General features: G+C 71.5%; 18 protein-coding genes. 3 read left to right on the top strand and 15 right to left on the bottom strand.

Annotated elements, in window-relative coordinates:
• Positions 1-138: 138 nt before the first annotated feature.
• The 4 genes from WBQ80_RS11425 to WBQ80_RS11410 form a co-directional block, all read right to left on the bottom strand.
• A complete protein-coding gene (locus WBQ80_RS11425; protein ID WP_336571624.1) occupies positions 139-1,800 on the bottom strand; it encodes an alkaline phosphatase D family protein in 1,662 nt (553 codons plus the stop codon).
• A gap of 153 nt (positions 1,801-1,953) precedes the next feature.
• Positions 1,954-2,937 (bottom strand): carbohydrate ABC transporter permease, encoded by a 984-nt coding sequence (locus WBQ80_RS11420; protein ID WP_336571622.1) that lies wholly within the window; start codon positions 2,935-2,937, stop codon positions 1,954-1,956.
• On the bottom strand, positions 2,934-3,905 hold the full coding sequence (locus tag WBQ80_RS11415) for a carbohydrate ABC transporter permease (protein WP_336571620.1): 972 nt from the start codon (positions 3,903-3,905) through the stop codon (positions 2,934-2,936). Before WBQ80_RS11415 ends, WBQ80_RS11420 begins: the two co-directional genes overlap by 4 nt.
• Before the next feature lie 90 nt (positions 3,906-3,995).
• Positions 3,996-5,333, bottom strand: a complete 1,338-nt coding sequence (locus WBQ80_RS11410) for an ABC transporter substrate-binding protein (RefSeq protein WP_336571619.1) — start codon at positions 5,331-5,333, stop codon at positions 3,996-3,998.
• 203 nt (positions 5,334-5,536) lie between these two features.
• On the opposite strand from WBQ80_RS11410, the gene WBQ80_RS11405 reads away from it, so the two are divergent.
• Positions 5,537-6,565: a LacI family DNA-binding transcriptional regulator gene (locus tag WBQ80_RS11405; RefSeq protein ID WP_336571617.1), complete on the top strand. Its 1,029-nt coding sequence runs from the start codon at positions 5,537-5,539 to the stop codon at positions 6,563-6,565.
• A 116-nt stretch (positions 6,566-6,681) separates the two neighbouring features.
• Here the strand turns inward: WBQ80_RS11405 and rplL are convergent, their stop codons facing one another.
• On the bottom strand, positions 6,682-7,071 hold the full coding sequence (gene rplL / locus WBQ80_RS11400; protein ID WP_092672623.1) for a 50S ribosomal protein L7/L12: 390 nt from the start codon (positions 7,069-7,071) through the stop codon (positions 6,682-6,684).
• Between the two features lie 49 nt (positions 7,072-7,120).
• Positions 7,121-7,636 (bottom strand): 50S ribosomal protein L10, encoded by a 516-nt coding sequence (gene rplJ / locus WBQ80_RS11395; protein ID WP_067947896.1) that lies wholly within the window; start codon positions 7,634-7,636, stop codon positions 7,121-7,123.
• A 326-nt stretch (positions 7,637-7,962) separates the two neighbouring features.
• On the opposite strand from rplJ, the gene WBQ80_RS11390 reads away from it, so the two are divergent.
• Positions 7,963-9,702, top strand: coding sequence for an MDR family MFS transporter (locus tag WBQ80_RS11390; RefSeq protein WP_336571615.1), 1,740 nt, complete (start codon positions 7,963-7,965; stop codon positions 9,700-9,702).
• A 10-nt stretch (positions 9,703-9,712) separates the two neighbouring features.
• Positions 9,713-10,210 (top strand): MarR family winged helix-turn-helix transcriptional regulator, encoded by a 498-nt coding sequence (locus WBQ80_RS11385; RefSeq protein ID WP_336571614.1) that lies wholly within the window; start codon positions 9,713-9,715, stop codon positions 10,208-10,210.
• Between the two features lie 155 nt (positions 10,211-10,365).
• Here WBQ80_RS11385 and WBQ80_RS11380 read toward each other — a convergent pair whose 3' ends face one another.
• The 9 genes from WBQ80_RS11380 to WBQ80_RS11340 all read right to left on the bottom strand — a co-directional run bounded on the left by WBQ80_RS11380 (position 10,366) and on the right by WBQ80_RS11340 (position 20,869).
• Positions 10,366-11,913: a sensor histidine kinase gene (locus WBQ80_RS11380; protein WP_336571613.1), complete on the bottom strand. Its 1,548-nt coding sequence runs from the start codon at positions 11,911-11,913 to the stop codon at positions 10,366-10,368.
• Entirely contained in the window at positions 11,910-12,662 is a 753-nt protein-coding gene (locus WBQ80_RS11375) for a response regulator transcription factor (RefSeq protein WP_336571612.1), read from the bottom strand. The genes WBQ80_RS11380 and WBQ80_RS11375 overlap by 4 nt, the downstream gene beginning before the upstream one ends.
• Positions 12,663-12,740: 78 nt before the next feature.
• Positions 12,741-13,787, bottom strand: coding sequence for a sugar phosphate isomerase/epimerase family protein (locus WBQ80_RS11370; RefSeq protein WP_336571611.1), 1,047 nt, complete (start codon positions 13,785-13,787; stop codon positions 12,741-12,743).
• Positions 13,784-14,653 carry a sugar phosphate isomerase/epimerase family protein gene (locus WBQ80_RS11365; RefSeq protein ID WP_336571610.1) on the bottom strand — a complete coding sequence of 290 codons (870 nt, stop codon included), beginning with the start codon at positions 14,651-14,653 and terminating at the stop codon, positions 13,784-13,786. The genes WBQ80_RS11370 and WBQ80_RS11365 overlap by 4 nt, the downstream gene beginning before the upstream one ends.
• Before the next feature lie 82 nt (positions 14,654-14,735).
• Positions 14,736-15,947: a substrate-binding domain-containing protein gene (locus WBQ80_RS11360; RefSeq protein WP_336571609.1), complete on the bottom strand. Its 1,212-nt coding sequence runs from the start codon at positions 15,945-15,947 to the stop codon at positions 14,736-14,738.
• Entirely contained in the window at positions 15,947-17,086 is a 1,140-nt protein-coding gene (locus WBQ80_RS11355) for an ABC transporter permease (RefSeq protein ID WP_336571608.1), read from the bottom strand. The genes WBQ80_RS11360 and WBQ80_RS11355 overlap by 1 nt, the downstream gene beginning before the upstream one ends.
• A complete protein-coding gene (locus WBQ80_RS11350; RefSeq protein ID WP_337282559.1) occupies positions 17,083-18,201 on the bottom strand; it encodes an ABC transporter permease in 1,119 nt (372 codons plus the stop codon). The genes WBQ80_RS11355 and WBQ80_RS11350 overlap by 4 nt, the downstream gene beginning before the upstream one ends.
• Entirely contained in the window at positions 18,198-19,766 is a 1,569-nt protein-coding gene (locus tag WBQ80_RS11345) for a sugar ABC transporter ATP-binding protein (protein ID WP_336571606.1), read from the bottom strand. Before WBQ80_RS11345 ends, WBQ80_RS11350 begins: the two co-directional genes overlap by 4 nt.
• Positions 19,763-20,869: a Gfo/Idh/MocA family protein gene (locus WBQ80_RS11340; RefSeq protein WP_336571605.1), complete on the bottom strand. Its 1,107-nt coding sequence runs from the start codon at positions 20,867-20,869 to the stop codon at positions 19,763-19,765. The genes WBQ80_RS11345 and WBQ80_RS11340 overlap by 4 nt, the downstream gene beginning before the upstream one ends.
• Positions 20,870-20,910 lie beyond the last annotated feature (41 nt).

Genomic DNA, 20,910 nt, shown 5'->3' with positions numbered 1-20,910 from the left:
GGGGGGGGGGGGGGTGGTCGAGGGGGGGGGGGGGGGGGGGGGGGGGGGGGGGGGGGGGGGGGGGGTCCCCCCCCCCCCCCCCCCCCCACTGGCGTCCCCGGTGCGGGCCCGGATGCCGCGGCATCCGCTCGACCGGCCTCAGGCCGTGCTGGGTTCGCCCTCGACCAGGACCGCCGCGACCTCCTCGAGCCGCGGCATCCGCTCGTCGCCGTCGACGACCCCGGTGTGCCAGGTCATCGCGAGGCCGGCCGGCTCGTCCTGCAGGAGGGCGAGGTTGTTGTCGAACCAGGGCCCCTTGACGGTCCGCCACGTGAACGGCGGGTCCGGCACCTTCGCCGAACGCGCGACGAGCGCGCCGACCGGGGTCGCCACGCCGTAGGACATGACCACGGCGAACCACCGCAGCACCCTCGGCAGCGGATTGCGGACGGGCGAGCACACGGCCTGCACGATGCGTCCGCCGCCGTCGCGCTCGACCTCGGCGAGGTACGAGTAGTGCACGTCGCCCGACAGGAAGGTGACCGACTCGGGCGCGGGACCCCGTCGCCCGTCGGCCAGGTCGGTGACCATGCGCGCGACCTCCTGGAAGCTGTTCTGCCACGCCGCCCAGTGCTCGAGGTCGACCGCCTGCCGGAGCCGCTCGCCCACCCACGCGGCCGCGCGGCCCCATGCGCCCTGCGAGATCGCCTCGTCCCACGCCTCGACGTGGTGCAGGCCCATGGGCAGCAGGAACGGCAGCGACGTGGCGACGAGCACGTGGCGGAATCCCCCGCGCAGCCGATCGTCGAGCCAGTCGAGCTCGAGCGGATCGACCAGGCGGCGCGCCGTCGGCCGGAGGTCGCGAGCGGCGCGCGAGTCGATCACGACGAGCCGGATGTCGTCGAAGTCACGGCTGTAGCTGAACCGGTAGGTGGTGGGGTCGGCGTCCAGCCGCGCGGCGAACTCGTCGACGGCCGCGGTCAGGTCGAGCTCGTCGTCGCCCTCGTGCCCGGCCACGCGCTTCCAGAGCTCGTCGTCGGCACGCTCGGCGGGCGAGAGGTTGCCGAGGTGCTGGTACACCCAGTACGAGCCGAGCCCCGCGACGATGCGGCCGCGCCACCACGAGGTCGCCTCCATCTCGCGCTTCCAGTCGAGCGAGGCGTTCCAGTCGTCGCGGATGTCGTGGTCGTCGAAGATCATCGCGCTCGACACGGTCGACAGCAGCCACCGGTTCGCGTCGTCGGACCAGGCCAACCGGTAGAGGTGCGCGTACTCCTCGTAGTCGGCGAGCTCCTTGCCCGGCGGCTCGCGCAGGCTGCGGCGGGAGCTGATGAACTCCTGCATCTCCTTCGACGTCGAATCGGCGTAGACCTGGTCGCCGAGGAACAGCACGAGGTCCGGTCGCGGCTGGTCGCCGCCCTCGACCGCGAGCGCGAACGCGCGCAGGGCGTCGACGCCGTGCGTCCGGTTGCCCGAGCGGTCGTGCGGCACGCTCGTGCGGCACGAGCCGAACGCCATCCGCAGCGGCCGCCCGGGCTCGCGCGTGGCGATCACCGACGGCGGGCGACGCGAGTCCGGCTCGGGCCACACGGTGGCGCCCTCGAACCGCACCTCGTACGGGACGGCCGCTCCGGGCTCGAGTCCGTCGACCTCGACGAGGGCGTAGTGGTGGTCGTGCACCGCGAACGTCCGGGCCGACCAGGCGGTCCCGTTCGCGTGGACGCTCACCTCGCCCGCCGCGCGCACCTCGACCCAGATGCTCGCCGATCGCTCGTCCACGTGACGGAGCATCGGCCCCAACAGGAGGGGGGAGGTCGCCATGGTCCTGTTCTACCCCTCCCGGAGCGTCGGAGCCATGGGTTGCGCTCCGGTACGGTGGTGGACCCGTCCGGCCCCGTGCGCGGGCGAGGGGGCGGATGCCACCGGCATCCGCCCCTCGGGCGTCGAGCGGATGCCGCGGCATCCGCTCGGACGTCACCCCTTCGTCGAGCCCGCCAGCAGGCCGCGCACGAAGTAGCGCTGCAGGCTGAAGAACACGATGAGTGGAACGACGAGCGACACGAATGCCGCCGCCGTGAGGCGTTGCCACTCCTGGCCGCGGCTGCCGACGAGCTCCGCCAATCGCTGGGTGAGCGGTGCGGTGTCGGCCGTGCCGTCGGTGAAGATGAGGGCGACGAGCAGGTCGTTCCACACCCACAGGAACTGGAAGATCGCGAAGGACGCGATGGCCGGCAGCGCCAGCGGCAGCACGACCCGGAAGAAGATCTGCGAGTGGCTCGCGCCGTCGACGCGCGCCGCCTCGATCACCTCGCCCGGGATCTCCGAGATGAAGTTGTGCAGCAGGAAGATCGCCAGCGGGAGCGCGAACACGGTGTGCGCGATCCACACGGGGAGGAAACTGTCGTCCGGCAGGATCGGGATCGCCTCGCTGATCTGCCGCTGCCACGGCAGGATCGTCGCCGAGAAGATCTGCAGCAACGGGATGAGCGCCATCTGCAGCGGCACGATCTGGAGCGCGAACACCAGCACGAACAGCGCCGACGAGCCCTTGAACTTGATCCACGCGAACGCGTACGCCGCCATCGACGCGATCACGAGCGGGAAGATCGTGGCCGGGATGGCGATGACGAGCGAGTTCACGAAGTAGGACCCGAGCTGGGGCGCCGAGCCCGACGCCGAGAAGAGGACCTCCTGGTAGTTCTCGAGCGTGAAGCCCGGGTTCTGGAAGATGGTCCACCAACCGGTGGTCTTGATCAGCTGCTCCGGGCGGAACGACGAGATGAACAGGCCGAACGTGGGGATCGTCCACAGGACGGCGATGATGAGCGCGACGGCGGTTGCCGTGCGCGACGTGAGCCGGCGCTTGACGCGCGCGGCCTTCGGCTCGCGCATGACCTCGGTCTCGAGCGCTCCCTCGCCCTTGGCGACGGGGAGGTCGGCGGGTGCGACGCTGCTCATCGGATCTCCCTCTGCTTCCTGAGGATGTTCACGTTGTAGATGACGATCGGCAGCACCATGAGGAACAGGATCAGCGCGAGCGCGGCACCGCGCCCGGCCTCGTTCGCCCGGAACGCCTGCGTGTACATCTCGTTGGCCACGACCGACGTCTCGTAGTTGCCGGCGGTCATGGTGCGGACGATGTCGAAGACCTTCAGGGTCGCGATCGAGATCGTCGTGACGACCACCACCAGCGAACCGCGGATCGAGGGGATCGTGACGTTGGTGAACCGCTGCCACGCGTTGGTGCCGTCGAGCTCGGCGGCCTCGATCTGCTCGGTCGGCACGCCCTTGATGGCCGCGGACAGCACGACCATCGCGAACCCGGTCTGGACCCAGATCATGACCACGATCAGGAAGAAGGTGTTCATGGGCGGTTCCTGCAGCCACCGCACCGGCTCGCCGCCGAGCCCGGTGACGATCGCGTTGAGCAGGCCGATCTGCTCCTGGCTCGGGCCGCGGTACTCGTAGACGAAGCGCCAGATCACGCCCGCGCCGACGAACGAGATCGCCATGGGCATGAACACGAGCGACTTGTACACGCGCTCACCGCGCGCCTTGTCGATGAACACCGCGTAGGCCAGGCCGATCGCGGTGGCCAGGAGCGGCACGAGGATCACCCAGATGATCGTGTTGCGGATCGAGATGATTCCCGCGGGCTGGGTGAACGCCCACACGAAGTTCTCGAACCCGATGAACTCCCCCGCGTCGTTGGCGAAGGCGAGCAACGTGGTCCGGATGGCCGGGTAGATGAGGCCGAGCGACAGCAGCAGGATCGCCGGGAAGAGGAACCCGGCCAGCTGCCAGTAGTCCCGGCCGCGCTTCGGCGCCCGGTCCACGAAGAAGAGGATCAGCCCGATGACCGCGACGAAGATCGCGATACCGAGGATCACCACGATGATCTTGCCGATGAGGTCGGCGGTGGTCATTGCACTCCCTCCACGTTGAGGAAAAGGGGGCCGCGCGATGGTCGCGCGACCCCCCGTTGGTTGATGGTAGGACCCGAACGGGCTCGCTGGCTACTGCGGCCAGCTCGCTTCGATCGCGTCCACCGTCTCCTGGGTGCTCTGGCCGCCGATCCAGGCGACGATGCCCTTCCAGAACGAGTCCGAACCGACCGCGCCCGGCATGATGTCGGAGCCGTCGAAGCGGAACGTGGTGTTCTCGTCCTGCAGGATCGCGTACGCCTCGCGCAGCAGGTCGCTCGAGAGGTTCTCGGGGTCGACGCCGCTGTTGGCGCTGATCACGCCGCCCTCGGAGACGCGGTTGTTCGCCCAGAGCGGGCTCGACAGGTACGTCTGGAACGCCGCGACCGCCTCGGAGTCGGTGAACGCGCCGACGATCTCGCCGCCACCGGTCACGTCGGCCGCGCCGGCCTCGAGACCCGGGGTGATGAACGCCCAGATGTCGCCGTCCTCGGCCACCTCGGTGCCCTCGGGCCAGAGGCCCTCGTAGAACGAGGCCTGGTGGTGCAGCGCGCACGCACCGTCGAGGATGGGCCAGCCGCCCTCGTTGAACGTGATGTCGTTGATCGAGCGGACGTCGCCGTAGCCGCCGTTCACGTAGTCCTCGTTCTTGAGGATGTCCCCGGCCGCGTCGAACGCCTCGGCGATCTGCGGGTCGTTGAACGGGATCTCGTGCGAGGTCCACTGGTCGTAGACCTCGGCGCCGTGCAGGCGGAGGACCATGTCTTCCACCCAGTCGGTGCCGGGCCAGCCGGTGGCTTCACCGGAGCTGAAGCCGGCGCACCAGGGCTTCTCGACCGCACCGGACTCGACGATCTCGTCGGTCAGGGCCATCAGGTCGTCCAGGGTCTCGGGCTGCTCCCACCCGTTCTCCTCGAACATCGACGGGGAGTACCAGATGAAGCCCTTGACGCTCGCCATGAGGGGCGCGCCGAGGAAGGTGCCGTCGACCGTGCCGAAGCCCTTCCAGTCCTCGGACCAGTACTCGTCGACGTTCGCCTCGACCTCGGCGGGAGGAGCGACGAGGTTGTCGGCGAAGGTCGCGAAGAGGCCGGGCTGCGGGAAGATGCCCAGGTCGGGGGCGTTGTCGCCGTCGACGAGGACGCGGACCTGCGCCTCGAACTCCTGCGTGCCCTGGTAGGTGACGTCGATGCCGGTACACGTCTCGAAGTCGGCCCAGGAGGCCTCGAGCCGCTCCGCCTCGACCTCGACGATCGTGCCGTAGATGCTCACCTCCTCGCCCTCGAACGTGCCGTACTCCTCGTAGTCGCCGCAGTCCGTGTCTGCGGCGTCCTCTGCCGCGATGTCGCCCGTACAGGCTGTCAGGGTCAGCCCGAGGGTCGCCGCCGCTGCGATCGGAACGATCCAGCGACGATGCCGAATGGAACTCATCTCTCATCTCCTCGTCGAGTGTGCGAGTCGGTGCAGGGGCGGAACCGGGAACCGGTTCCAGCGTCAACCGTAAGGGAGGATCCATGCACCGGCAAGGGTCGCTCCGGTCACGATCCGATGACGGCCGGGATCGATGGGAACGGTTCCACACCGACCCGATTTCGGCGTACACTCCGAGTCGCAGGCCCGACGGAGGGAGGCGCATGGCCGCGATCACCGACGTGGCCCGCCTCGCCGGGGTCTCGAAGTCGACGGCGTCCCGCGCGCTCTCGGGTCACGGGTACGTCTCCGAATCCACCCGGCGCCGAGTGGCGGATGCCGCGGCGGAGATCGGCTACATCGCCTCGCCCAACGCGGCGAGCCTCGTCACCGGCCGCACGAAGAACGTGGGGATCGTCATCCCGTTCGTGAACCGGTGGTTCTTCGGCGAGGTGCTCGAGGGCGCCGAGCGAGCGCTGCTCGCGGCGGGATACGACCTCACGCTCTACAACCTGGCGCTCGACGGCCCCGAGCGGGAGCGGGTCTTCGACTTCTTCCTGGCGCGCAAGCGCGTCGACGCGGTCATCGCGGTCGGGGTCGACCTCGACGAGCGCGAGGTCGACGTGATCGGCCTCCGCGGCAAGCCCATCGTGGTGCTCGGCGGCAGCGCGCCGGGGGCGCCCCGACTCGCGGTCGACGATCGGGCCGCCGGCCGGCTCGCGACGGAGCACCTCATCCAGCTCGGCCACACGCGGATCGCACACCTCGCCGGCGCGGCGCCCGGCTCCGCCGCGCGGAGCGTCCAGCGCCTGCGCACCGAGGGGTTCCACGACGCCGTCCATGCGGCCGGCCTCGAGCCCGCGGGCGTGGACGGCGGCGTGATCGAGGCCGAGATGACCCTGCCCGGCGGCTACTCGGCGGGGCTGCAGCTGCTCGGGCACCCCGCGGCGCGGCCGACGGCGGTCTTCGCCGCCTCCGACGAGATCGCGTTCGGGGTGATGCGCGCGGCCGAGCGGCTCGGCATCGCGGTGCCGTCGGCGCTGTCGGTCATCGGCTTCGACGGGCACGAGTACGCCGAGCTGTTCGGGCTGACGACGGTCGAGCAGTACCCGGAGGACCAGGGTCGCATCGCCGTCGAGGAGGTCATGCGGGCGCTGGGCGAGTCCCCGTCGGCCGAGGAGCGGGGGTGGGCGGACCGTCCGCTCTCGACCCGGCTCGTGGTGCGCAGCAGCACGACCGCGCCGCCGCGATGACGGATGCCGCGGCATCCCGCTCGCCGGACCGGTCGGCGCAGACGACGGATGCCCCGTGGCCGCATGGCCACGGGGCATCCGTTCGTTTCAGGTGACGCAGGTCACCTCAAGCGTGACTACTTGAGGGTGACGGTCGCGCCGGCCTCCTCGAGAGCGGCCTTCGCCTTGTCGGCGGTCTCCTTGTTCGCGCCCTCGAGCACGGCCTTGGGAGCACCGTCGACGACGGCCTTGGCCTCGCCGAGGCCGAGCGAGGTGAGCTCGCGGACGACCTTGATGACCTGGATCTTCTTGTCGCCGGCAGCCTCGAGGACGACGTCGAAGGAGTCCTTCTCCTCGACCTCTTCGGCAGCGGCACCGGCGCCACCGGCGGCCGGGGCGGCAACGGCGACGGGGGCGGCCGCGGTGACCTCGAAGGTCTCCTCGAACGCCTTGACGAACTCAGAGAGCTCGATGAGGGTCAGGCCCTTGAACTGCTCGAGCAGCTCCTCGGTGGACAGCTTCGCCATGATTTTTCTCCTTAGATTCCTGGTTACTCACCGCTTGAGAGGCTCGCGCCTACGCAGCGGACTCCTGCTTCTCACGCAGCGCGTCGACCGTGCGGACGGCCTTCGAGAGCGGTGCGTTGAACAGATATGCGGCTCCGAACAGCGAGGCCTTGAAGGCGCCGGCGAGCTTCGCCAGGAGCACTTCGCGGGACTCGAGGTCGGCGAGCTTGCCTACCTCTTCGGCGGTCAGGGGCTTGCCATCGAAGTAGCCGCCCTTGACCACGAGGAGGGGGTTCGCCTTGGCGAAGTCACGCAGCGCCTTCGCGACGGCGACCGGGTCACCGTGCACGAATGCGATCGCCGACGGACCGGCGAGCTCGTCGTCGAACGACGAGATGCCGGCGTTGTTCGCCGCGATCTTGGTCAGCGTGTTCTTCACCACGGCGTAGCTCGCGTCCCCACTGATGGACTTGCGCAGCGTCTTGAGCTGGGCAACAGTGAGGCCGCGGTATTCGGTCAGCAGAACGGCGGTCGAGCTCTCGAACAGGTTCGTGAGTTCGGCAACCGCGGCTTCCTTGTTCGCCATGGCCACTCCTTGTGTCTTCAACGCGCATCGCGGTGGCGATGCACGGCCTCGGAGCGCTGGAACGTTCGGGGAAATGGAAAGAGCTCCGGCGCAAGCGCGCGGAGCTCGATTCGGGGAACCCGGAAAGTCTTCGTCACACCTGCGCGGGCCCCTGCATTCGCAGAGCTTCGGCCGGCCTGTCTTGCGACGGGCGCGACGACCAGCGGTCTTCGGCTTCGACAAGGGTAGCGGATGCCGCGGGCGCGGCCAAATCGACGTGCGGGAATAGTTGACCGAAGTCCACCGGTTGCATATGGTTGACCGCAGTCAATCAGATCAGGAGCCACATGACGGACGCCGCCCGCCCCACCCGAGAGCTCGCCGACAACGGGATGACGCACCGCGAGGTGCTCACGGCCCTCTCCGGGCTCCTGCTCGGCATGTTCGTGTCGATGCTCGCGTCGACGGTGGTGGGCAGTTCGCTGCCCGTGATCATCTCCGACCTCGAGGGCGACCAGTCGGCGTTCACGTGGGTCGTCACGGCGACCCTGCTCGCGACCACGGTGTCGACGCCGATCTGGGGCAAGCTCGCCGACCTGTTCGACCGCAAGCTCCTGCTCCAGCTCGCGCTCGTCATCTTCGTCGTGGCATCCGCCGTCGCCGGGTTCTCGCAGGACACCGGCACCCTCATCACGATGCGCGTGTTCCAGGGCCTCGGCGCGGGCGGGCTCGCCGCGCTCAGTCAGATCGTCATGGCCGACATCATCAGCCCGCGCGAGCGCGGCCGGTACGCCGGGCTCTTCGGCGCGGTCATGGCCGTCGCCACGGTGGGCGGTCCCCTCCTCGGCGGCGTCATCACCGACGGGATCGGCTGGCGCTGGAACTTCTTCGTGGGGCTCCCGATCGCCATCGTCGCGCTCGTCCTGCTCCAGCGGACGCTCCACCTCCCGAAGCGCCCGCGGCAGAAGGTCTCGATCGACTACGCGGGCATCGTGCTCATCTCGTCCGGCGTCTCGCTCCTGCTCCTCTGGGTCACCTTCGCCGGCGACGACGTCGAGTGGATCTCGTGGCCGAGCCTCGCCATGGTCGGCGGCGCCGCGCTCCTCCTCGCGATCGCGGTCGCCGTCGAGCTCCGTGCGACCGAGCCGCTCATCCCCCTCGGGCTGTTCCGCAGTCGCACCTTCACCCTGTCCGTCGTCGCCTCGGTGTCGGTCGGCGTGGCCATGTTCGGCACCGCGGTGTTCCTCAGCCAGTACATGCAGCTGGCCCGGGGCGCGACGCCGACCGAGTCCGGCCTCCTGACCATCCCGATGATGGCTGGCGTCCTCATCGCCTCCACCGTGATCGGCGCGCTCGTGAGCCGTCGCGGCAAGTGGAAGGCGTTCATGGTGACGGGCGGCGTCCTCCTCATCGCGGGCAGCCTCGGGCTCTCCCAGCTGCACTACGACACGCCCTTCTGGTACGTCGGCGTCTCGATGTTCGTGCTCGGCGCGGGCGTCGGCATGCTCATGCAGAACCTCGTGCTGGTCGTGCAGAACACCGCCGAGGTGCGTCACCTGGGCGTCGCCACGAGCGCCGTCACGTTCTTCCGCAGCCTCGGCGGCACGGTCGGCGTCGCCGTCATGGGCTCGATCCTCGGCACGGTCGTCGCCGACCGCATCCGCGAGGGCATCGGCGGGCTCGAGCCCGAGCAGCAGCTGGAGGCCGCCCGTACCCTCGGCGCCGGCGCCATCCCGCAGATCTCCGAGCTCCCCGGCTTCCTGCGCGTGGTGGTCGAGTCGGCCTACGGCACCGGGGTCGGCGCGGTGTTCCTCGCCGCCGTGCCCCTCGCGATCGTCACGCTCGTCGCCGTGGCGTTCCTCCCGAACGTCAGCCTGGGCACGCAGAACGCGATCCAGCGGGCGAAGGCCGAGGGCGGGGCGGATGCCACGGCAGGGCACGAGCGCGAGCTCGAGGACGCCGACGACGCCGCGATCGACACGGCCGCGGCATCCGTCGCGCTCGCCCCGGTCGGGCTCGCGCACGACCCGGCCACCGGGTCGGTCGAGGTGCCGGACGCCGGACGCGCGGCGACCGGGCGGCAATAGGATCGGCCGCATGACCGCCACCGCCGCATCCGCGACGCGCACGGCCGGAGACGACGAGATCGCCGCCGTCGAGGAGCAGCTCCGGGCGCTCTTCGTCCGCGTGCGCGCCGTGTGGAAGGAGGCCGCCGCGGCCGTCCATCCCGAGCTGCAGCCCGTCGGGTACAAGATCCTCTCGGCGGTCGTGCGACGCGGGCCGATGCACGCCGGCGCCATCGCCGAGTCGCTCGAGATCGACAAGAGCGTCGTGAGCCGCCAGCTCAAGCAGCTCGAGGCCCTCGGCCTCGCGAGGAGCCTGCCCGACCCCGACGACGGGCGCGCGCGCATCATCGAGCCGACGCCGGTCGCGGTCGAGCGCGTCGGGCAGCGGAGCTCCCGCATGCAGCAGCAGCTCTACGCGAAGCTGCGCGACTGGCCCGCCGACGACGTCGACGAGCTCGCACGCCTCCTCGCGCGGCTGAGCGGCGACGTGCTCGGCGACCGCGACGCGGCGGACCCCGCCCGCCCCTGACCCCGCTGCCGCGCGCTCCCGCGCCCATGCGGCCGTCGAGGGTATGCCGAACGTCGGTTCTCCGCTCCGGAAACCGGCGTTCGGCATACTCTCGGCGCGACGAGGGCCGGTGAGGCGGATGGGAGGTGGGGGAAACGAGCGGTGCGGGCGAAGGGTCAGGCGGCGGGGAGCTCGACCGTGAACTCGGTGCGGCCGGGCTCGCTCGCGACCGCGACCGTGCCGCGGTGCGCCTCGACGACCGCGCGCACGATGGCGAGGCCCAGGCCGGTGCTCCCCGCACGACGCGAGCGCGAGGCGTCCCCGCGTGCGAAGCGCTCGAACAGGGTCGCGCGCACGTCAGGGTCGATGCCCGGGCCATCGTCGGTGACCGAGATGCGGACGCGCTCGCCCGCGGCATCCGACGGCGTCACGCGCTCGAGGCGCGCCACGACCTTCGTGCCCTCGGGCGTGTGCACGCGCGCGTTCGCGAGCAGGTTCGCGAGCACCTGGTGCAGGCGCGACGCGTCGCCCGGCACCGTCACGGGCTCGGCCGGCACCGCGACGCGCCAGTCGTGGTCGGGTCCCGCCACCTGCGCGTCGCCGACGGCGTCCATGACGAGCTGGCGCAGGTCGACCGGGTCGCGGCGCAGCTCGCGGCCCTCGTCGAGCCGCGCGAGCAGCAGCAGGTCCTCCACGAGCTCCGTCATGCGCAGCGACTCCGCCTCGATGCGTCCGATGGCGTGCACGACGTCGGGCGGCAGCTCGCCGCCGTGCATCCGGGTCAGCTCGGCGTAGCCCCGGATGGAGGCGAGCGGGGTCCGCAGCTCGTGGCTCGCGTCGGCGACGAAGCGCCGCACCTTGCGCTCCGACTGCTCGCGGGCCGAGAGGGCGGATGCCACATGGCCGAGCATCCGGTTGAAGGAGGTCGCGAGCCGGCCCACCTCGGTGCGCTCGTCGTCGACGGGCACGCGGCCGGGCAGCTCGACGTCGCCGCGCGCGAGCGGCAGCTCGGACACGGCCGTCGCGGTCTCCGTCACGCGGTCGAGCGGCTGGAGCGCCCGGCGGACGGTCACGGCACCCAGCACGAGCGCGCCCGCGAGGCCGGCCGCCGCCACGAGCGCGATGGTGAGGGCGAGTTGCGCCGTCGTGGCGTCGACCTCGTCGAGGGGAAGGGCCACCACGAACGAGTACCCGCCGTTGGTCCCGGCGGCGATCGCGCGGTACTCCCCCAACTCGGCGAGCTCGACCGTGCGGGGTTCCCGGTCGACCGGCACCGCGGCGAGCGCCCGCAGCGCGTCCTCCGAGGGCTCCATGAGCTCGCCCTGCTCGTCGATCGTGCTCGACGCGTAGATCGTACGGTCGACGACGAGGGCCGCGATGGTGCCGACCGGCTGGCCGGGGATGCGCAGGAGCACGTCGGCGCCCTCGGGCGGGATCGGCAGCGGCCCGCCCGGATCGTCGAGCGCGCGGCCCGCCCGGTCCGTGACCTGCTCGAGCGCGACGTCGAGCCGGGCGACGAGCTGGTTGTGCAGCACGGCGACGCTCACGAGCCCGACGATCACGCTGACCAGCACGACGAGCGCCGCGACCACGACGAGCAGCCGACGGCGCAGGGTCTTCGGCGACGGGCGCGTGGCCGCGGCATCCGGGGAGGCACCGGCGGATCGCTCCGCCGCGGCGCGCCGCGCGGCCGCCGCGTGGCCCGGGTCGCCGGGGTGCGTCACGTCGTCGCCTTGAGCATGTAGCCCGCGCCGCGCACCGTGTGGATCATGGGCTCGCGCCCGGCGTCGATCTTCTTGCGCAGGTAGGAGATGTACAGCTCGACCACCGTCTCGCGGCCGCCGAAGTCGTAGCTCCACACGCGGTCGAGGATCTGCGCCTTCGACAGCACGCGCCGCGGGTTGCGCATGAGGAAGCGGAGCAGCTCGAACTCGGTCGCGGTCAGCTCGATCGGGGTGCCGCCGCGCTCGACCTCGTACGAGTCCTCGTCGAGCGTGAGGTCGCCGACGCGCAGCACGGGATCCTTCGCCTGGGCGAGCGTGAGCGTCGAGCGGCGGATGAGCCCGCGCAGCCGCGCAACGACCTCCTCGAGGCTGAACGGCTTGGTGACGTAGTCGTCCCCGCCCGCGGTGAGGCCGGCGATGCGGTCGTCGAGGGAGTCCTTCGCCGTGAGGAAGAGCACGGGCGTCTCGGTGCCGTCGGCGCGGACCCGCTGCAGCACCTCGAGGCCGTCGATGTCGGGCAGCATGATGTCGAGCACGATCGCGTCGGGGCGGAACTCGCGCGCGGTGCGCACGGCGCCGAACCCGTCCGAGGCGGTGCGCACCTCCCACCCCTCGTAGCGCAGCGCCATCTTCAGCAGGTCGGTGAGCGAGTTCTCGTCGTCGACGACCAGCACCCGCACCGGGCTGCCGTCGGCCTTGGCGATCTGCGGCCGCGGCGCGGGTCCGGGCGCGGTGGTCGGGTGGCTCATGCTCTCGAGTATGCGCGGGTTCCTGTGCGCTTCCTATGACGCGAGCGGATGCCGCCTGTGTCTCCGCCGTGCCTCGCGCTACTGGTTCGAGAAGGCGGCGTCGAACGACGCGGTCGGGCGCGGCCAGATGAGCGAGCGCACGTACTCGAGCGCCTGCTTCGCGCCGTGCAGCCGGTCCATGCCCGCGTCCTCCCATTCGACCGAGATCGGGCCGGTGTAGCCGATCGCGTCGAGCGCGCGGAACGCGTCCTCCCAGGGCACGTCGCCGTGCCCGGTCGAGACGAAGTCCCATCCGCGGCGCGGGTCGCCCCAGGCCAGGTGCGAGCCCAGGATGCCGCTGCGCCCGCTCGCGGGACGGAGGCGCGTGTCCTTGCAGTCGACGTGGTAGATGCGGTCCTGGAAGTCCCAGATGAACCCGACGGGATCCACGCCCTGCCACATCATGTGGCTGGGGTCCCAGTTGAAGCCGAACGCCTGGCGGTGCCCGATGGCCTCGAGCGTGCGCACGCTCGTCCAGTGGTCGTAGGCGATCTCGGACGGGTGCACCTCGTGCGCGAACCGCACGCCCTCGTCGTCGAACACGTCGAGGATCGGGTTCCACCGGTCGGCGAAGTCCTGGTAGCCCGCGTCGATCACCGAGGCCGGCACGGGCGGGAACATCGCCACGTACGGCCAGATCCGCGACCCGGTGAAGCCCACGACGGTGTCGACCCCGAGCTTGCGGGCCACGCGCGCCGCGCGCTTCATGTCGTCGGCGGCCCGCCGCCGGACGCCCTCGGGGTCGCCGTCGCCCCAGACGTAGCCGCGCACGATCGCCTCGTGCCGGAAGTCGATGGGGTCGTCGCAGACGGCCTGCCCCGCGAGGTGGTTCGAGATGGCGTGCACCTCGAGTCCGTGCCGCTTCAGGATCTCGAGCCGCTCCGCGAGGTAGCCCGGCTCCTCGTCGGCGAGCCTCAGGTCGAGGTGGTCCCCCGAACAGGCGATCTCGAGCCCGTCGTAGCCCCACCCGGCGGCGAGCCGGGCCACCTCCTCGAACGGGAGATCGGCCCACTGGCCGGTGAACAACGTGACGGGGTGGCCGCCCTCCGACCGGTCGGAGGTGCGGCCCGCTGCGGCGTCCGTCATGGCTGGTCCCTTTCGTCCTGCAGTGCGGCGAGGTAGCGGATGCTGCGCTCCGCGAGGTCGTCCTGCGAGCGTGCCAGCGGCCGCCACACCGACGCGGCCACCGCGATCGTCGCGTTCTCGCCGGTGAAGCTCTCGAGCCCGAGCACGCCGTCGTAGCCGACGTCGTCGAGCGCGTCGAGGAACGCCGGCCAGTCGAGGTGGTCGTCGCCCACGGCGCCGCGGTCGTTGCCGCAGACCTGCACGTGCGCGAGATGCTCGCCCGCCGAGCGGATCGCCGCCCCGACGTCCTTCTCCTCGATGTTCAGGTGGTAGCTGTCGAGGGCGATCCCGAGCCCGGGACCGAGGATCGGCCCGAGTGCGTCGAGCGCCTGCTCGACGGTGTTGACGAGGCTCGTCTCGTACCGGTTCAGCGGCTCGATCGCGAGCCGCACGCCGGCTCGCTCGGCCTGGCGCGCCACCGGCGCGAGCGCCGCGCGGAGCTCCCGGTAGCGCTGGTCGCGCTCCTCGGCGTCCATGCGCCAGGCGCGGCCCGTGGCGGCGGTGAACGGGCCGGCCACGACGGACGAGCCGAGGCGCTCGGCGACGCCGACGCAGTGCACGAGGTAGTTCTGTGTCGCGACCACCTCCGACCCCGGGGCGGCCACGAGGTTGCGGCCCGGGCCCATGGCCCCGATCACGATCGGCGCGAGCCGGTGCTCCGCGAGCACCTCGGCCGCGGCATCCGTCGACCAGTCGCCCGGCTGCTCGACCGGCAGCTCGAGCGCCCCGAAGCCCAGGTCCGCCGCCTTCGCCGCGAGCGCGCGCAGGCCGTCGTCGTCGAGCGGCGACTGCCACACCCAGGTGTTCACGCCGATCACGCGTCGCATGCCGCCTCCTCGCGAGCCTGGTCCTGCGGATGTCGCGGGTGAGGGAGGGACGCCCCGCGGGCGCCCCTCCCCCGCTCCGGATCTACGGGACCTGCCGCTCCTGCCAGACCTGCGGGTAGCCGGGGAGGTCCTCGCCGCCGAACTTGGCGTAGTGGCCGTCGGGCATGCCGTCGTTGGCCTCGAGGAACTCGGCGCGCTCGTCCTCGGTGATCGGGACCTGCGGGAGCACCCACTCCTTCGGGATCTCCTCGCCCGCGAAGATCTTCTGCACGGCGAGCAGCGGCGTGCGCCACTGGAAGTTCGAGTACACCGGCGCGAGGCCCGTGAGCCCGGTCTCCTCCCACTTGCGCAGGAAGCTCATCTCGTCCTCGCCCGTCATCACGGGGTACTCCGCTCCGGCGTCCTCGAACGCCTCGATGGCCGCGACGGCGCCGTCGCCGGCGTCCATCCAGACGCCCTGCACGTCGCCCTTGGCGAGCTCGTCGGAGATGATCTTCTTGATCTCGGCCGGGTCGGCCCCGGTGAAGTAGTCGACCGCCTCGATGCCGGCCTCGTCGAACAGCTTCTCGGCCGCGGCCCAGCGCTGCTCGAGCACGTCGACGCCGGGCAGGATGCGCAGCGCCACGACCTTGTCGCCCTCCTCGAGCTCGTCGATGAGGAACTCGGCCGTGTCGATGCCCCAGGCGAAGCCGCCGATCGGGTGGATGAACGTCGTCGCGCAGTCCGTCTCGACGCCGCGGTCGAACACGATCACGGGCTTGCCCGTGTCGCACGCGCGCTCCACCGCCGGCGTCATCGCCGCGGTCGAGTTCGGCGAGATGATGAACACGTCGCAGCCGCCCTCGTCGATGAAGTAGTCGATGTCGGCGATCTGCGTGTCATCGGAGTCCTGGGCGTCGCGGGTCTCCATCTCGGAGATCACGCCCGCCTCCTGGAGCACCTCGAGCTGCTGGTTCATGGTGATCCAGCCGGTCTGCCGCCAGGGGTTCGAGATCGACGCGTTCGCGAAGCACGCCTTCTTGGCGCCCTCGCTCGCGTACTCCGAGGTGTCGACCATCTCCTCCGGGGCGATCATCTGCAGGTACGGCTGGTCGGCCGGACCCTCGGGTTCGATGCCGCGCTGCTCGTCCTGCTCGTCGAACAGTGCCTGGTCGAACCACTCCACCTCCTCCTCGGTGGCCTGCGCGTCCTCGCTGGGCGCGGCCACGTTGGGATCGGTGGTGCATCCGGCGAGCGTCATCAGCGCGACGGCGCCGATCATGGCGGATGCCACGGTGAGCCTGCTGTGTCGCATCACGAACCTCCCTTGGTGTCGTTCTGAACGGTGTGGGGTTGGGCCTTCGGCGTCGAAGGCGGGGGTGCAGGGCGGTCGGATGCGGTGGCATCCGGCCCCTTCGCCGCCGATGCGGACGAAGCCTGGGCGGCGGGGCCGGAGCGCCGCGCGCGGAACGTGGTCGCCGAGTAGGCCACGGCGATGATGATGATGGCGCCCTGCACCGCGTCGCGGTAGGTCGACGGGACGCCGGCGAAGTTCAGCAGCGTGAAGAGCGCCTCGAGCGCGAACGCGCCGGCCACCGCACCGACGACCCAGCCGCGCCCGCCGCCGAGCACCACGCCGCCGAGCACGACGGCGGTGATCGCGATGAACTCGTAGCCGCGGCCCACGCTCGGGTGCACGCCGGCGTAGCCGACGAGGAGCACGCCCGCGATCGTCGCGGAGAGGGCCGACAGCACGAACGTCGTGATCTTCACGCGGTCGGCTCGGAGCCCCGAGTAGCGGGCGGTGGTCGCGTTGTCGCCGAGCGCGACGATCGTACGGCCGAACGGCCGGCGGGAGAACCAGATCGCGGCCGCGAGGATCACGGCGAGCACGACGACCGACCACGGGAGGATCTCGATGACGGGAAGGTCGCGGATGCCGCCGCGCCCGATCTCGCGGAACGAGTCGGCCGGGTTGCCGGTCGCGGCGCCGCCCGTCCAGAACAGCACGCCGCCGAGGAGGGCGAGCATCATGCCGAGGGTGGCGATGAAGCTCGGCACCTTGAGGTAGGCGACGATCAGTCCGTTGATCAGGCCGATGAGCGCCCCGAATCCGAGCATGAGCGCGAGCACCGGCAGGGCGAGGCGGTCGTCCTGCCCGATGAGGTTGCCCGCGATCACGACCTGCGCGGTCACGACCGACCCCATGGAGAGGTCGAACTCGCCGCCGACGATGACGAAGAACTGGCCGATCGCGACGATCGCGACGGGCGCGACGCGCTGGATGAACCGGATGAACTGCCCGGGCTCGGCGAACGAGGGGTTCAGCGCCGTGATGGCGATGAGCAGGATCGCGAGCAGGAGGAACACCGCTCCGCGGGGGCTCACGAGGGCCCGGGCGAGCTCGGCGGCGCGGGCGCCCGCGCCCTGGCGCTCGGTCGTGGCGGCGGTCATGCGCGCACCTCCCCCTCGTGGTCCGGGGCCCGGTCGTGGGCCACCCGGTCGGGGTCGACGGATGACGCGGCATCCGTCTCGCTCGGCGGAAGCGCGTCGGGCGAGCGCCCGGATCCGAACCGCGGGCGGCGCCGCTCGGTCACGCGCGCCGTGTAGACGGCGACGGCCGCGACGATGACGACACCGCGCACGACGTCCTTGAGGAACGGGTTCACCTGCAGCACGCTCATGACGTTGTCGACGACCGCGAAGATCGCGACGCCGCCGATCGTGCCCCACACCGAGCCGCGGCCGCCCATGAGGAGGGTGCCGCCGAGCACCACTGCGGCGATCGAGAGCAGGTCGTACCCGCCCTGGGTGCCGACCGTCGGGCTGCCGACGCCGAGCCGGCTCGCGAGCAGCAGCCCGGCGAACGCCGCGGTGATCGAGCACAGCACGTGCGCGACGATCAGCGGTCGGGCGGTGCGGATGCCGCTGAACCGGGCGACCTGCTCGTTGCCGCCGACGGCGTACATGTGGTGGCCCGTGCGCGTGCGGGCGAGGAACACCCAGGCGAGCGCCGCCACGAGGAGCATGAGGACCGTCGAGACGGGGATCGGGCCGATCCCGGTCGCGCCGATGAGCTGGAACGACCAGGGCACGCTGCCGCTCGTGCCCTTGTAGTTCGTATCGAGGTAGCCCTTGATGATGAGCCCGACTCCGAGGGTGGCGATGAAGCCGTTCACGCGCAGCTTCGTCACGATCAGGCCGTTGGCGAGGCCGACGATCGCCGCGACCGCGAGTGCGGCCAGCACGCCGACGGCGACGTTCGCGTCGGCGCCGCGCATGAGGTCGGCGGCGATGAGGCTCGAGAGGCTGACGACGTACGGCACCGAGAGGTCGAGCGAGCCGCACAGGATGACGAGCGTCTGCCCGATCGCGACGAAGCCGAGCACGCTCATCCCCGTGAGGATGTCGCGGATGTTGCCCGGACTGAAGAAGTTGCGGCCGACGCTCGCGACGAGGATCGCGCCGACGACGATGACGGCGAGCAGCGCGATCCCGACGATGAGGGTCGAGTCGAGCCGGCGACGGCGGGGACGCACGAGCGCGGGGGCGGTGGCGGTGGAGCTCATCGGGCGCCCCCCTCGTCCGCGGCATCCGCCGACCCGATCGCGGGGGCCAGCGTGCCCGTCGCGGCGGCGAGGATCGTGGTCTCGTCGCTCTTCGCGGGCAGTTCGCGCGAGGCGAGCCCGTCGTGCATGACGAGGATTCGGTCGGACATCCCGATCACCTCGGGCAGCTCCGACGAGATCATGAGGATCGCGACCCCTTCCTTGGCGAGACGGCGCATCAGGGTGTACACGGCGACCTTCGCGCCGACGTCGATGCCGCGCGTGGGCTCGTCGAGCAGCACGACGCGGGGCGTGGTGGCGAGCCACTTCGCGAGCACGACCTTCTGCTGGTTGCCGCCCGAGAGGTACTGCACCTCCTGGTCCATGCCGCGCGACGAGACCTCGAGGCTGGAGAGCACGCCGGGCAGCTCGCGGCGCACGGCCGCGGTGCGGCGCGAGAACACCGAGCGGATGACGAGCAGCGCGTTGTCGGCGATCGACTGGTTGAGGGCGAGGCCCTGGGCCTTGCGGTCCTCGGTGATGAGCGCGATCCCGAGTCGCACGGCCTGGCGCGGCGAGGCGATGCGGACGGGGCGCCCGTCGAGGCGCAGCTCTCCGCGCGTGAACGGGGCGACGCCGAACACGCCCTCGACCAGCTCGGTGCGCCCCGACCCCTGCAGTCCCGCGATGCCGACGATCTCGCCCGCGCGCAGCTCGAGGTCGACGCCGTCGACCTGCTCGTTGCCCGCGCCGACGAGTTCGAGGCGCACGTCGCCGACGACGGTGCCCGGCTCGGGATCGGGGTAGTAGGCCGAGATCGGGCGGCCGACCATGCGCCGGACGAGCTCGTCGGTGTCGAGCTCGGAGGCGGGACCGCTCGAGACGAGCGCGCCGTCCTTCAGCACGGTGATGGTGTCGCAGAGGTCGAAGATCTCGCGGAGGCGGTGGGACACGTAGATGATCGCGACGCCGCGCTCGGACAGCCGGCGCACGATGGCGTAGAGCAGCTCGACCTCGTGGTCGGCGAGGGCGGCCGTCGGCTCGTCCATCTGGATGACGCGTGCGTCGGTCGAGAGCGCCTTCACGATCTCGACGATCTGCTGCTCGGCGACGGTGAGCGTGCGCACCGGGGCGTCGACGTCGATGCCGCCGACGCCGAGGTCGTCGAGCAGCGACTGCGTCTCGCGGCGCATGGCCGCGCGGTCGACGAAGCCCCGCCGCCTGGGCTCCCGCCCCAGGAACACGTTCTGCGCGACGGTGCGCTCCGGCAGGAGGTTGAACTCCTGGAACACGGTCGCGAGTCCGGCCTGCGCGGCCTGCACGGGATGCGTGAAGGCGACCTCCTCGCCGCCGAGCAGGACCCGGCCGGCGTCCGCCCGGTACACCCCAGCGAGGATCTTCATGAAGGTCGACTTGCCCGCGCCGTTCTCGCCGACGAGGCCGTGCACCTCGCCGGGACGCAGCGCGAGGCCGACGTCGTGGAGCACCGTCACGCCGAAGAACGACTTCTCGAGCCCCTCGGCCACGAGCACGGGCTCGCCGGTGAGCCGACGGGGCGTCGGCTCGGTGCGGGTCGGGTCGCTCATCGCTGCACCTCCGTCCAGTCGCCGGACTCCGCGGATGCGAGGACGGCCTCGGTGACGCGCACGGCCCGGAGCCCGTCGTCGAAGCCGGGCAGCCCGTCGGGCGCGGTGCCGCCGGCGATGGCCGCGTAGGCGTCGGCCACGAAGGCGTTGAACGCGTCCTGGTAGCCCATCGGGTGGCCCGAGGGGACGATGGCCAGCCGCGCCGCGTCGGGCGCGAGTCGCGCGGCGTCGCGTTCGAGGATGCGCGACGCCTCCACGCCGCCGATCCAGAGCTGCTCGGGACGCTCCTGCTCGAAGCGGAGGCTGGCGTCGGTGCCGGCCACCTCGACGACGAGGCCGTTCTTCCGGCCGGGAGCGACCTGGGAGACGAGCAGCGTGCCGATCGCTCCGCCCTCGAACTCGACGACGACCGCGGCGAGGTCCTCGGTCGCGACGGTCGCGCTGGCTCGACGGTCGTAGACGGTCCGCGTGGTGGCGTTGAGCCGCGCGACGCGGTCGCCGGTGACGAACTCGACGAGGTCGACCAGGTGCGACCCGATATCGGCGAAGGCGCGCGACGGGCCGCCGAGCGCGGGGTCGACGCGCCAGTCGTCGCTGTCCGGGCCGGCGAGCCAGTCCTGCAGGTAGGCGCCGTGCACGCTGACGAGCCGGCCGGCCTCGCCCCGGGCGATGCGCGCGCGGGCCTCGCGGGCCATCGGGTGGAACCGGTAGACGAACGGCACGGCTGCGACCAGTCCGCGCTCCGCGGCGAGCGCGGCGAGCGCGGCAGCGTCGGCGGAGCTCGTGGCGAGCGGCTTCTCGCAGATCACGTGCTTGCCCGCCTCGAGCGCAGCCCGGGCGATGGCCGCGTGGGTGCTGTTCGGGGTGCACACGTGGACGACGTCGACGGCCGGATCGGCGAGGAGCGCCTCGACGCTCTCGAAGGGCTCGGCGATGCCGAGCCGTTCGGCCGCCTCACGCGCCCGACCGGGCGACGACGAGGCACCGGCGACGAGCTCGGCGCGCGCGGCGCGGGCGGCGCGGCTGTGCACGGCGGCCATGAAGCCCCCGCCGATGAAGCCCGCGTGGAGCGTGCGAGCCGGCGCGATGACGTCCGTTGTCATGGTCGGCATCCTGACACACACCAGCCGACTTCTGCTAGGTA

Source organism: Agromyces sp. CCNWLW213 (genome assembly GCF_037199545.1).
Taxonomy (GTDB): Bacteria; Actinomycetota; Actinomycetes; order Actinomycetales; family Microbacteriaceae; genus Agromyces.
This window is presented reverse-complemented; position numbering and strand designations above follow the sequence as displayed.

Bases quoted from the DNA above. Each gene is read 5' to 3' on its own strand.
- WBQ80_RS11425 (WP_336571624.1), bottom strand. From the start codon at position 1,800: ATGGCGACCTCCCCCCTCCTGTTGGGGCCGATGCTCCGTCACGTGGAC.
- WBQ80_RS11420 (WP_336571622.1), bottom strand. From the start codon at position 2,937: ATGAGCAGCGTCGCACCCGCCGACCTCCCCGTCGCCAAGGGCGAGGGA.
- WBQ80_RS11415 (WP_336571620.1), bottom strand. From the start codon at position 3,905: ATGACCACCGCCGACCTCATCGGCAAGATCATCGTGGTGATCCTCGGT.
- WBQ80_RS11410 (WP_336571619.1), bottom strand. From the start codon at position 5,333: ATGAGTTCCATTCGGCATCGTCGCTGGATCGTTCCGATCGCAGCGGCG.
- WBQ80_RS11405 (WP_336571617.1), top strand. From the start codon at position 5,537: ATGGCCGCGATCACCGACGTGGCCCGCCTCGCCGGGGTCTCGAAGTCG.
- rplL (WP_092672623.1), bottom strand. From the start codon at position 7,071: ATGGCGAAGCTGTCCACCGAGGAGCTGCTCGAGCAGTTCAAGGGCCTG.
- rplJ (WP_067947896.1), bottom strand. From the start codon at position 7,636: ATGGCGAACAAGGAAGCCGCGGTTGCCGAACTCACGAACCTGTTCGAG.
- WBQ80_RS11390 (WP_336571615.1), top strand. From the start codon at position 7,963: ATGACGGACGCCGCCCGCCCCACCCGAGAGCTCGCCGACAACGGGATG.
- WBQ80_RS11385 (WP_336571614.1), top strand. From the start codon at position 9,713: ATGACCGCCACCGCCGCATCCGCGACGCGCACGGCCGGAGACGACGAG.
- WBQ80_RS11375 (WP_336571612.1), bottom strand. From the start codon at position 12,662: ATGAGCCACCCGACCACCGCGCCCGGACCCGCGCCGCGGCCGCAGATC.
- WBQ80_RS11370 (WP_336571611.1), bottom strand. From the start codon at position 13,787: ATGACGGACGCCGCAGCGGGCCGCACCTCCGACCGGTCGGAGGGCGGC.
- WBQ80_RS11365 (WP_336571610.1), bottom strand. From the start codon at position 14,653: ATGCGACGCGTGATCGGCGTGAACACCTGGGTGTGGCAGTCGCCGCTC.
- WBQ80_RS11360 (WP_336571609.1), bottom strand. From the start codon at position 15,947: ATGCGACACAGCAGGCTCACCGTGGCATCCGCCATGATCGGCGCCGTC.
- WBQ80_RS11355 (WP_336571608.1), bottom strand. From the start codon at position 17,086: ATGACCGCCGCCACGACCGAGCGCCAGGGCGCGGGCGCCCGCGCCGCC.
- WBQ80_RS11350 (WP_337282559.1), bottom strand. From the start codon at position 18,201: ATGAGCTCCACCGCCACCGCCCCCGCGCTCGTGCGTCCCCGCCGTCGC.
- WBQ80_RS11345 (WP_336571606.1), bottom strand. From the start codon at position 19,766: ATGAGCGACCCGACCCGCACCGAGCCGACGCCCCGTCGGCTCACCGGC.
- WBQ80_RS11340 (WP_336571605.1), bottom strand. From the start codon at position 20,869: ATGACAACGGACGTCATCGCGCCGGCTCGCACGCTCCACGCGGGCTTC.